Source organism: Thermosynechococcus sp. JY1331 (genome assembly GCF_031583475.1).
Taxonomy (GTDB): domain Bacteria; phylum Cyanobacteriota; class Cyanobacteriia; order Thermosynechococcales; family Thermosynechococcaceae; genus Thermosynechococcus.
The window spans coordinates 1,662,855-1,675,083 of record NZ_CP134180.1; the positions used below are offsets into that span (position 1 = coordinate 1,662,855).

The following is a 12,229-nucleotide window of genomic DNA, read 5'->3' on the forward strand; positions in this document are numbered from 1 at the left end:
CATGGCTGAATATTTTGGTGATCTGTTACCCCGTGTCCTAAGCCGACGCACCGTACTAAAAACTGCTCTTTTTGGCGCGGCGGGTTTAACCCTTGCAACCCTGACCAAAGGGTGTGCCACTGCACCGGCTTTAGGCTTTCCAACGATTTACCCCAACACCGACGATAAAATTACGCTGCCTGAGGGCTTTGAGCATGGCGTCGTGATTCGCTGGGGCGATGCCCTCGATGGTGGTGAAAACTTGAATTGGAATCGCATTCACCAAACAGTCACCGCAGCTGATGTCCAGCGGCAGCAGCAGTGCTTTGGCTACAACTGTGATTTTGTTGGCTATCAGACCACACCCGATGGCAAGCATTTGCTCGTTGTGAATCATGAATACACCAATCCCGAACTCATGTTTCAAACGGTGGGCGATCGCCCCAATCAATGGCAAGCCGCACTCCAGCGGGAAGCCCATGGCCTCTCCATTGTCGAAATTGCCAAAAATGCCAATGGCGGCTGGCGGTATGTAAAAGCTTCTGCCTACAACCGTCGAATTACGGGTTCAACCCCCTGCGAAATTTCTGGCCCTGCCAAAGGCCATGCCCTTTTGAAGACGGCTGCGGATCCCACGGGGACACGGGTCAACGGCACCCTCAATAACTGCGCAGCGGGCAAAACCCCTTGGGGCACGGTACTCACCTGCGAGGAAAACTTCCATAGCTATTTTGGCGGCAGCGATGGCAACCTGACAGGGATCGTCAAGGATCTACACAAACGCTACGGTGTTCCCAGTGAGCGAGCCAATCGCTATGGCTTCTATTTCTATGAGGATCGCTTCAACATTGAGAAGGATCCCCAAGAACCCTTTCGCTTTGGCTGGGTCGTAGAGGTAGATCCCCTCTCCCCCAATCGGCCGCCGATTAAACGCACAGCCCTAGGACGGTTCCGCCACGAGGCTGCCACAACAGTGATTGCCCCCGATGGCCGAGTTGTTGTCTATATGGGGGACGATCAGCGCTTTGAGTATGTCTACAAGTTCATCACCAAGGGTAAATATCAACCCAACAATCGCGCCGCCAATTTGACCCTCCTCGATGAAGGGGAACTCTATGTTGCCCGCTTCAAGGATGATCTCAGTGGCCAGTGGCAACTCATTGCCCGGGTGGAAGGCAGGAAAATTACCCCCAACCCCAGTTTACCCGCTGCCTTTCAAGCCGATCCGGCGCTTTGTTTTATCAACACCCGCGCCGCCGCCGATGCCCTAGGGGCAACAAAAATGGATCGCCCAGAGGACTTTGAGTGGAATCCGGTCACCAAAAGTGTTTGGCTGGCCCTGACCTACAATGAGCGCCGCAAGGAGACCGATGGGGTAAATCCCCGCGCTGAAAATGTCATGGGTCATGTGGTTGAGATTGTGGAACAGGGTAACAATCCCGCTGCATTGCAGTTTCAGTGGCGTTTACCTTTGCTTTGTGGAGATCCCTCCGCCCCAGAGAAGAACCGCCAGTTAGTGCTGTATGGTGAACCCACCAACGCAGAGGTACCGCCAATCTCAGCACCGGATAACTTGACCTTCGATCGCGCCGGCAATGTCTGGATTGCCACCGACGGGAACCCAGGATCAAGCCGCCTTGGCAAAAATGACGGCGTTTATGTCCTCAATCCACAGCGCCGCGAACTGAAGATGTTCCTCTCTGGCGTGCCCGGCTGTGAAATTTGTGGGCCAGAGTTTAGTAGTGACTACCGCACCTTTTTCTGCGCGATCCAGCATCCGGGGGAAGGGGCAAAATCCACGGCTGATCTGTCAACACGCTGGCCCTATGGAGAAGAGGTGGTCGTGCCTCGGCCTGCCGTCATTGCTGTATGGCGCTCAGATGGCCGGGAAGTGTCAGCCTAGGGTTTGCGGGAAGAATAGCGATTGATCCCTTCAGGACGCAGGGGTACGACTGGGGCAGCCCGGCGGCGGTGGGTTCTAGACGTTTTGGCGCGAGTGTTTGTGGCAGCGGGGAAGGCAATCACCTCTGCCTGCTGTCCTTCACGGGCACAGCGAATCAACAGGCCAGCGATCGCCATACTGGCCATAATTGAGCTACCGCCATAGCTAAAGAGGGGAAAGGGTAATCCTGTTGTCGGTAGGATACCAATGGCGACACCTATATTAATCAGGGCCTGTAGGAGCATGATCACCGTTGCCCCCAAGGCAATGAGCTGGATCAGGGGATCCCGCGCCTGATTCACTACCCGCATGCCCAGCCAACCGTAGGCCGCCAGCAGTCCTAGGAGCAAGAGGCACCCCAATAGCCCCATTTCCTCGGCATAGACCGCAAAAATAAAATCCGTGTGCTGGATGGGCAAATAGGAGAGCTTTTGCTGTGAAAAGCCATAGCCCGTGCCCAAAACGCCCCCCGAAGCAACCGCCAAGAGACTCTGCACCAGTTGGTAGCCATCCCCCATCGCATCCGCCCAAGGGTTGAGGAAGGACATCACCCGCCGCCGTTGATACTCGTTAATGCTCATGCTGAGGACTGCCAAGCCCAAGCCACTCATGGCTGTTAACAGCAGGGGCGCCAAGGGTAAACCTGCCCCAAAGGCCATCAGCCACAATGTCATGCCGCAGAGGGCGGTGGTACTGAGGTTCGGTTGGATTAAAATTCCCAGCAGCGTCACGGCAAAGGCCGTTAACCAAAAACAGCGTGCCTTGAGATGCAGCCGCCGCCACGAACTAAACACCCAAGCCGCTTGCAGGACTAAAAAAGGCTTCATCATCTCCGAGGGCTGGAGTTGAAAAGGACCAAGACTAATCCAGCGGGTGGCGCCCATCACCGTTGTCCCGACCCCCGGTAGGCGTGTTGCCCAGATCAGCAGCAGAAACAAAAAGAACCCTGGAATGGCCATCTGGAGCGATCGCCGCAGGGGTAGCCGTAGAAACAATTGAAACCCTGCCCAGCCAAGGGCAAGCCACAGCAACTGGCGCGTAAAGTAGTACAGCCCATCCCCTGTTTCGGCCAAACCCACGGGAAAACTAGCGGAAAAGAGGACGACCAACCCAAGACCAATCCACACTAGGGTCAACCAGTGGAGCAATCGTGCTTCTAGAGTCCACTGCCGCAGGTCGCCAACCGCTTCGCTGCGCCGCAGGCGATCGCCAAAGGGGAGAAAACGCCACCAACTCACGCTTAGATGACCCTCACTGGCATCGGCCACTATAGGAACAGTATCTAATCTGGCACAATTATTATGCATCTTTTAGAGCGACTGCCTGTGACTGTGCCTACAATTTCTGAACGCTTTGAGCAATGTCGTGCCCGCCAACGCTGTGCCCTGATTCCCTTTTTGACCGCCGGTGACCCTGATTTAGAAACGACGGTTGCTGCCCTCAAGGCCTTAGATGCCCATGGTGCAGATCTGATTGAACTGGGAATGCCCTATTCCGATCCCTTGGCCGATGGTCCTGTGATTCAGGCAGCCGCTACCCGCGCCCTGCAACGGGGAACTCGCCTCGAAGCAGTCTTAGAAATGACAACGGACTTACACTGCCAACTGAGGGCACCACTCATTTTATTTACCTACTACAATCCCATCTACCATCGAGGGGTCTCTTCATTTCTGAAAGCCGTTGCCCAAGCCGGGATCAAGGGCTTAGTGATTCCGGATTTGCCCCTTGAGGAAGCAGAACCCGTTCTTGCAGAAACAGCGCATCTAGGCTTGGAATTGACACTACTGATTGCGCCCACCACATCGCCCGAACGGATGCAGGCGATCGCCACCGCCTCCCAAGGTTTTATCTACCTTGTCAGCACCACGGGCGTCACAGGGATGCGCCAAAAAATGGTCAGTCGCGTTCAGGAACTATTGGGCACACTGCGGCAAATTACCCCCAAGCCCATTGGTGTCGGGTTTGGCATTGCCAGTCCAGAGCATGCCCGTCAAGTGCGCGATTGGGGCGCCGATGCTGCCATTGTTGGCAGTGCCTTTGTCAAACGGCTGGCAGAACCAGAGCAGGGAGTTGCCGCTGTCGCCGAGTTTTGTCAGTCACTCCGCACAGCCCTCGATACGCCCTAGGGACGCACCGTCAACGTAAAGTAAATGCCATCGGACTGCAAACTGCGGGTTTGACCGGGCAGATCAATCAATGGTGCCGCGTACTGGAACTGAATGTCTAAGTTGGGTGTTGGTTGCACCAAGAGTCCCATGCCTAAACCGGCAATCACATTGTTAGGCACTGCACCCGCAGGATTACGGCTATTGTTCCAGACCACCCCCAGATCAAACAGGGGCCCAATGGAAATAATTGGGCGACGATTGGCAGTGCGCAGGACGGGAAAACGGGCTTCCCCAGAGAACCGCAGGCCATTATCCCCAGAGAGGGCATTGGTTGAGTAACCCCGCACCGACAGGGGGCCACCAATGACAAATTGGTGAAAGGGGAGCAGGCTATTGGGACTCAGTTGCACATCCGTACGCAAAATCAAGAAGTTATCTGCCCAGAGGCGTTGCAGCCGCTGTCCCTGTCCCAGCCAGCTAAAGAAAGTACCATCAGGGGTTGGACTGGGGTTTTCGGTGGCGCCAAAGATCGGCAGGCCAAAGTTGAACTGCGAACGAAAGACCCATGCCCCTTGGGGATCACGGCGGATATATTCTTGGCTCACTTCCAGCACTCGGGTGGCACTATAGCCCGATGGATCAGAACCAATGGAAATGGGGGTTGGCACTCCCAAAACAAAAGTCTGTGCCGACTGCATCAGGAAGCCAATGCCAAAGGCTAGTTCCTCACGGATATTGCGAATCACCGGTTGGCGAAAACTGGCTTCGTAAATAGAAGACTCACTGCGAATATTCAAGCCAGCAAGGGCGGGGGGGCGGGTAATTTCGCTGTCTGCTTGTACGGTGCGAATGGTGAGTGTGCCATTCATGGCATTGAGGGGCAGACTGTAGCCAAACTCCACAGTGTTGGACGCTCCCCAGTCAAACGTGCCTAGGTTATTACCGATGGCGTAGGAACCGTAGACGCTATCGCCGCGACCACTGAGGTTGTTGTATCCCAAAAAGGCCGTGGCCCGATCCGGGGCGATCGCTGGCGGCGTATTGTTATCCAAACCAAAAGCCGCATTAAACCAGCGGGCAGGTACCACCCGTACCACCAAAATACTGTCCTGGGGCGTCGTGCCGGGTCGCAGACTGGCAGAAAGATTGGCAAAGAGAGGATCTGTTCGCAGCAGGCGCAACTGCTCTTCCAGACGATTGGAGTTAAGGGGCACGCCGGCACCGAGGGCAATACGACTGCGAATATAGCGTTGGATAATTCCTTTATTCCCTTCAATACGAATGTCCTCTAGGCGGCCTTCAAGCACTTGAATCGTGATTACCCCATCCCGTGCCACCTGCTCGCCTAAAACGGCGCGAGAGGTCAAATAGCCCCCCTCAAGATAGAGTTTTGTAATCGCATCGGCAGCGCCTTGTAGCTCCGCAAGCGTCACCTGACGCCCTTCCAAGGGCTTAATAATCGGATCAAATTCCGCAGGCCCAAAGATAGTACTCCCTTCAACAACAATTTTTTGTACAGGTATTAAAACATTTTCTGACTCGGAGCCTGGGCTAGGGGGTGAAGGGGGCGGTTCAAGAGCGGGTGGCGAAGGGGAGGGTAGAGGGGGTGGTTCCGGTAGGGGGGGCTGAATATCCTGTTGGGTGGGGGTGATAACTGGAATCGCTAAAGCAGGTAACACCGCTCCCGTACTGCCGAGAACAGAGAGAAGGGCAACGGGTGCAAATAAGTTTGTTTTCACGTCCTCAACCCCAATGCTTAGTTATTTGGTTTTAGATAGGGCAGCAAAATCAATACAAAAATTTGTCTCTTTTCCTGAGGGTCAAGCCCAAGGAACCATTGGCGTGAGGAGTTATTGATTCTTGCCTTCAGATTTTAGCGGATCATTTGTGGTTGTTGGCAACGATCGCCCCCATCAACACTGACTCCGAACCTGTTTCAAGCGGGGGGAAGTGCCGTTTCAGCAGTGCCATCAGGGTTATTAACGAGGGAGGATTCATCAATGGCCAAATCAAACCAAAAGGTACTGCCGACCCCCAATTCACTAATTAAATGAATTTGTGTATTGTGCTTGTGGATAATATCTTGGACAATGGCCAACCCCAGCCCTGTTCCCTCTAGGGTATGCACGCGATTCTCAACGCGGAAAAACCGTTCAAAGACGCGGGGTTGATCCTCTGGGGCAATGCCCATACCCGTGTCGGCGACTTCAATGCGCACCCGTTCCTGCTCTGGATCGCTGGGGGGATGCCAGACATAGGCACGAATGGTTACCCGTCCATTTTCGGGGGTAAACTTCAAAGCATTCCCCACCAAGTTAGTGAGGGCACCAATGAGTAGATCGTAGTTGCCCCAAACCGGTGGCAAGGGGTTTTCCACTTCGGCAGTGAGGGTAATGGACTTATTGGCAGCATTGAGTTGGTAGGTGCGCATGATCTGATCAATCACCTGCGCCATCTGTACCGAGCCAAATTGATAGGGGCGACCCGATTCGAGGCGAGAAATATCGAGGAAATCATTCACAAGGCGGGTCAGGCGATCGGTCTCGTGATTCGCGGTTTCCAGAAACTCCTGCTGCTCTTTTTCACTAAGACTGCTGCCGTACTCTTGAATGGTTTCGATGATCGATTTGATATTGAATAGAGGTGTGCGCAATTCGTGGGAAACATTGCTAATCAATTGCGCTTTGGCTTCGTTGAGTTCCACCTCGCGGGTGATGTCCTGAATCGTAATCGCAATGCCCTTGGGTTTTTCCCGTTGCACATCCATCACCGTTGTCAGCAAAATGCGTACCGATCGCGAGCTGGGTTCTTGGAGCGTGACGCGAAATTCTCCCCCTTCCGATTCGCCCTTGGAGGCTTTGTAGAGAGGGCAGGTGAGTTTTTCACACACCGGTGCTGGAAAACAGTTCAGGGCATTTTGACCAATGACGTTCATCCCTTCCCAATTGAAGAGGCGCTGAGCCGTGGGGTTGACAAGAATAATTCGCATGTCGGTATCCAGCAGAATCGCCCCATCGGCAATGGTGGAAACCAAGGTATCCAGCTTGGCTTTTTCCGCTTGCAGTTCTTCAATGTTTTGCGCTTCGTAGGAAGCAAGCCGCTCTGCCATGTCATTAAAGCTAGCAATCAACTCCCCCAGTTCACCGCCAAAGGGCAGGTTAATGCGTTGCTTAAAATTTCCTGCGGCAATGTTTTTCACCCCCTGTACCAACTCTTTGATGGGTTGGGTAATGGTCAGGGCATTGAACACCCCGCCCAAGATCACCATGATCCAGAGGGAGACAAAGACGGCGATCGTGAGATCCCGCGTGAGATTGGCAGAGGCAATAAGCGTTTGGTTGGGATTAATGCCCAAAGCCACAACTCCTAGATTTTCACCATTAAATATCAATGGCACAAAGACATCGGCCACAAGGCCGTCGGGGGTTTGGTGTTGGCGCACAAGGGGTTCTTGGCTGGCACGGTAGGTGTCCGGCAGTTGAATACGGCGGCGCAGGGTCAGCGCACTTTCCACTTGGGGGGCAGAGTAGGGGAGGCCATAGTAAATTTCGCCATCGGGATCGGCATAAAGGATGTAGCGAATACTGGCACTGCGCTCATAGAACTTACGGGAAAATTCGGCAACAGCGGCGGTATCCCCCTTGGCCACGAGGGGAGCCACATCGGCAGCTAAGAGCAACCCCAAATCGCGGCCATAGCGGGTGTCATTGAGGTGGGCATTGGTTTGAATGGTATTCACCGCCCAAAAGGTGAAACCACTCATGATGATCGAGACCACGAGGGTTGCTGTGGCCATGAGGCGGGTTTGAATTTTGAATTCCGACCACCAACGGGCAATGCCCCGCAATTTATCGCTCAAGTCCCCTTGGGTTTTCTCGGTTTTCAACACCACCATTGCGCCTAACGTACGAAAAATTTTCCCTGATTCTACGGGATTTTGCTCACATTTTTATTGTGGCATCTGAGAGGGGTTCCAAGCGGGCAAACTCTTCAATGCGGCGGCTATAGCGTTGCAGCATCTGCTCACTCCAAGTGGCATCGGGACTATTGACGTAGAGGTGTACCAATGGCTCACTGGCATCGGGCAGAATCAGTACCCAGTGGTCAGTATTGGGTTCACCAATTTTGACGCCATCAATGAGACTCAAGTGATTGCGGGGATGGGTTTCCACCAAGTGGCGCATCAATGACCCTTTGGCAATCCAAGGACAGCGAATCGGGCGATGATAGTAGTGGACGCGGGGCAGTTCTTGGCGCATGACGGTGAGGGGTTTGCCAATCAGTGCCAGCAGTTCGATCAGGGTGGCGATCGTAAACATGGCATCAAATCCCGGATGCAGTTGTGGGAAAATAAATCCCGTTTCCGCAGAACCGCCGAGAACCACACCGCTGTGGTGTTGGCAGGCTTCCATGAGATCAGTGGGGTTGGTGCGACTGCGAATCACTTGTCCGCCCTGTTGATGGGCGATCGCCTCCACCGCACTAGAAGTTGTGACCGGCACCACGACAGTGCCCCCCGGATGGGTCAAGAGGATCAAGTAGGTCATCAACGCTGTGAGTTCTTGATCACTGAACACCTGACCAGCATTGTCCACTAAGGTCAACCGTTCACCATTGGCGGAGACTTGCACCCCCAAACTGGCAGATAGCGCTGTCACCACCTGTCCCAGTTCCCGCAGGAGTCGCTGTCGCTCGAGAATATTGAGGGGGGTTGGGTGCAGGGTGGCATTGAGAACAACCGCATCACAGCCAAACTTACTGAGGATTTGGGGTAAGACAACCCCAGAAACGGCATAGGCATAGTCAATGACAATTTTGGCGGGGCTACCATAAAACAGTTGGGTATTTAGCCACTTTTCAAAGCCTTGGGCATAGGCGGCCACGCAGTTGTTGGGATGGGTCATGACACCGACATCCGTAAGTAGGGCGCGGCGAATATCTTCGCGGAAGTAGGCGGTTTCAATTTGCCGCTCTTTGGCTTTGCTCAGGTTGATGCCCTTATGGTCAAAAAACTCAATCAAGAGTTGATCGGCGCGATCGGGATGGGCACGCACATGAATTCCGCCGCTGACTGAAAGGGTTTGGGCAGCAAAGCGGGCAATCGGTAGGGCGATCGCCTCCAAATTGAGGACATGAATCCCCACCGACATCAAACCCGACATCAGAGCATGGGACACCATCCGCGACACATTGCGCTGATCTCGCGACACCAGCACACTAGTTCCGGGCTCAAGGATTGAAGCATAGGCGGCCGCCAGCCGCACAGCAAACTCCGGTGTAATGTCCACATTGGCCACACCGGCTACCCCCCGCTGGCCAAAGAGATAGCGTTGCCCCGTTGTGCCCCAGATCAGGCTTTCATTGACAATTGCACCCGCTTCAATGCGTTTGCCCGGCCAAAGCCGCACCCCCTGACTGAGGCTAGCTTCCTCCCCGACCACACAGCGACTGCCAATAATTACCCCTTCGTGCACCCTCACATGGCGATCGACATGGACATGGCGAGCCAAAATGCAGTGCTCTAATTCACTGTCATCCCCAATAAAACAGCCACTCCAAGCCACCACTGAGCGCAACCGACTGCCATTACCAACAATCACGTTATCTCCCAAGATCGTCCCTGCCCCAAGGGTGACCCCCGCACCAAAGCGGCAGTTATTGCCCAAGACGAGCGGCGCCTGTAGCTGAACTGTTTGCGGCAATGTGGTGTTGTGCCCTACCCAAATTTGCGGCTGAACTTCGTGCCCCTGAATTTCCAAGTGCACGCGGCCATAGAGGGCATCCTGTTGCACCTGTTGATAGGTTTGCAGACTACCGACATCGCACCAGTAGGCATCGGTGATATAACCATACATCGGCACATCCGCCTGCAATAGCAACGGGAATAAATCCCGCGAAAAATCCCGCTCGATGCCGCTATTGAGATAGTCCATGACAGCAGGGCTGAGGATGTAGATGCCTGTATTCACCGTATCCGTAAAGACTTCCCCCGCTGAGGGCTTCTCGAGAAACCGCCGCACGCGACCATCGCTATCAGTAAAGACAATGCCAAACTCCTTCGGTTGAGGTACACGGGCAAGGATCAGGGTTACGGGAGCACCGTGCTGCTGGTGAAAACGGAGGGCATCGGTTAAATCGATATCGGTAATGCTATCGCCACTGACCACTAAAAAGGGATCCGTAAGGAGCGTGGCAATGTTTTTCACCGAACCGGCTGTCCCCAAGGGCTGCGCTTCCTCAACGACATAGCTTAGGTGCACCCCAAACTCATTCCCATCGCCAAAATAGTCGCGCACGACATCGGGGAGATAGTGCAATGTCATGACCACATCATCAAGGCTATGGCGGCGTAGGAGATTGAGAATATGCTCAGCAATGGGACGATTGACCACCGGCACCATTGGCTTAGGTAGATCACAGGTGAGGGGACGCAACCGAGTACCACTTCCCCCGGCCATGAGGACGACACGCACTGTTTTCTCCTTTGTCAAACCTCGCCCTAGGATCCCAGTGTAGGAGAGGACGGCAGGCTCAGGGGGATGGCTTCAGGAAACTGCAATGATTTTTGACACTTGAGAGTAGCCTAGGCATAAAAAGACCTACCCTGGGTAGAGGGCAGGTTCAGAGCATGATATAACGCGATCGCGCCTAGGCAGTAAAGCCAGCTTTGTATTCGGCGATCGCCTCTTTCAGCAAGGCTTCAGCTTTTTCATCCAGTTTTTGGGTGGTGCGGATGATTTCGCCGTATTCGGGCTTGCTTGTGTGTAGGTAGTCCCGCAGACCGGCAACAAACTTGGCCACTGCCTCAACGGGGATGTCGTCAAGGTAGCCATTGGTACCGGCGTAAATGGTTGCCACTTGGTATTCCACCGGAATGGGTGAGTACTGGGGCTGCTTGAGAATTTCCCGCAGGCGTTGACCCCGCGCCAGTTGGTTTTGGGTGGCTTTATCCAAGTCAGAGGCAAACTGGGCAAAGGCTTGCAGTTCATCAAATTGCGCCAATTCCAGCTTCAGTTTGCCAGCCACCTGCTTCATGGCTTTGATTTGAGCAGCAGAACCCACCCGTGACACGGAAATCCCTGCGTTGATGGCAGGACGCAAGCCAGCGTTGAAGAGGTCAGAGGAAAGGAAGATTTGACCGTCGGTAATGGAAATGACGTTGGTGGGAATGTAGGCAGACACGTCACCGGCTTGGGTTTCAACCACAGGAAGCGCCGTCATGCTGCCACCGCCGAGGGCATCGTTGAGTTTGGCGGCACGCTCCAGCAGGCGGGAGTGGAGATAGAACACATCCCCAGGGTAGGCTTCACGACCGGGGGGACGGCGCAGCAGCAGCGACATTTGCCGATAGGCTTGCGCTTGTTTGGAGAGGTCGTCATAGATGACGAGGGTGTGCTTGCCTTGGTACATGAAGTACTCAGCAATCGTGGCACCGGTGTAGGGAGCGAGATACTGCAAAGCGGCTGGATCACTGGCGTTAGCGGCAATCACAATCGTGTAATCGAGTGCACCCCGCTCCCGCAGCACGTTCACCACTTGAGCCACACTGGACGCTTTTTGACCAATGGCCACATAGACGCAAATCACATCTTGGCCTTTTTGGTTCAGAATCGTGTCAATGGCAACGGCCGTTTTCCCCGTCTGGCGATCGCCAATGATCAGTTCCCGCTGACCACGACCAATCGGGATCATGGCGTCAATGGCGGTGATCCCCGTTTGCAACGGCTCACACACCGATTTGCGCTGGACAATACCGGGGGCAGGGGATTCAATCAGGCGGGTTGCCGTCGTGTGGATCTCCCCTTTGCCGTCAATGGGGCGCACTAGGGCATCCACCACCCGACCAATGACCGCTTCACCTACAGGCACGGAAGCAATTTTGCCAGTGGCCCGCACTGTACTGCCTTCTTCGATACCGAGGCCATCGCCCATCAGCACCACCCCCACGTTATCCTCTTCGAGGTTAAGGGCAATCCCCACGGTGCCGTCTTCAAATTCCACCAATTCTGAGGCCATCACTTTGTCGAGGCCATAGACACGGGCAATGCCATCGCCCACCTGCAAGACAGTACCGACATTATCGACTTTGATCGACTGTTCGTACTGCTCGATTTGCTGGCGAATAATGCTACTGATTTCGTCGGGTCGGATACTTACCATAGAAGTCGCTCTCAAGGGTTGAACAGTTTACAAAGGGACG

General features: G+C 54.3%; 7 protein-coding genes. 2 read left to right on the forward strand and 5 right to left on the reverse strand.

Going from position 1 to position 12,229, the window contains the following annotated elements; all coding sequences use genetic code 11:
• The first annotated feature begins 1 nt into the window (after position 1).
• A complete protein-coding gene (locus tag RHJ31_RS08060) occupies positions 2–1,882 on the forward strand; it encodes a PhoX family phosphatase (protein WP_302676234.1) in 1,881 nt (626 codons plus the stop codon).
• Here the strand turns inward: RHJ31_RS08060 and RHJ31_RS08065 are convergent.
• Entirely contained in the window at positions 1,879–3,159 is a 1,281-nt protein-coding gene (locus RHJ31_RS08065; protein WP_302676235.1) for an FtsW/RodA/SpoVE family cell cycle protein, read from the reverse strand. The two genes, RHJ31_RS08060 and RHJ31_RS08065, sit on opposite strands and share 4 nt — an antisense overlap.
• Before the next feature lie 93 nt (positions 3,160–3,252).
• Between RHJ31_RS08065 and trpA the strand changes: the two genes are divergently transcribed.
• Complete coding sequence (trpA, locus tag RHJ31_RS08070; RefSeq protein WP_302677804.1) at positions 3,253–4,047, forward strand: tryptophan synthase subunit alpha; 795 nt, start codon at positions 3,253–3,255, stop codon at positions 4,045–4,047.
• Here the strand turns inward: trpA and RHJ31_RS08075 are convergent.
• The 4 genes from RHJ31_RS08075 to atpA form a co-directional block, all read right to left on the reverse strand.
• Positions 4,044–5,768: a ShlB/FhaC/HecB family hemolysin secretion/activation protein gene (locus RHJ31_RS08075; RefSeq protein ID WP_302676236.1), complete on the reverse strand. Its 1,725-nt coding sequence runs from the start codon at positions 5,766–5,768 to the stop codon at positions 4,044–4,046. The two genes, trpA and RHJ31_RS08075, sit on opposite strands and share 4 nt — an antisense overlap.
• Before the next feature lie 197 nt (positions 5,769–5,965).
• Complete coding sequence (gene nblS / locus RHJ31_RS08080; protein WP_302676237.1) at positions 5,966–7,924, reverse strand: two-component system sensor histidine kinase NblS; 1,959 nt, start codon at positions 7,922–7,924, stop codon at positions 5,966–5,968.
• A gap of 46 nt (positions 7,925–7,970) precedes the next feature.
• Positions 7,971–10,502, reverse strand: coding sequence for a mannose-1-phosphate guanyltransferase (locus tag RHJ31_RS08085; protein ID WP_302676238.1), 2,532 nt, complete (start codon positions 10,500–10,502; stop codon positions 7,971–7,973).
• Between the two features lie 175 nt (positions 10,503–10,677).
• On the reverse strand, positions 10,678–12,189 hold the full coding sequence (gene atpA / locus RHJ31_RS08090; RefSeq protein WP_302676239.1) for a F0F1 ATP synthase subunit alpha: 1,512 nt from the start codon (positions 12,187–12,189) through the stop codon (positions 10,678–10,680).
• Positions 12,190–12,229: the final 40 nt, after the last annotated feature.

Bases quoted from the DNA above. Each gene is read 5' to 3' on its own strand.
- RHJ31_RS08060 (WP_302676234.1), top strand. From the start codon at position 2: ATGGCTGAATATTTTGGTGATCTGTTACCCCGTGTCCTAAGCCGACGC.
- atpA (WP_302676239.1), bottom strand. From the start codon at position 12,189: ATGGTAAGTATCCGACCCGACGAAATCAGTAGCATTATTCGCCAGCAA.
- nblS (WP_302676237.1), bottom strand. From the start codon at position 7,924: ATGGTGGTGTTGAAAACCGAGAAAACCCAAGGGGACTTGAGCGATAAA.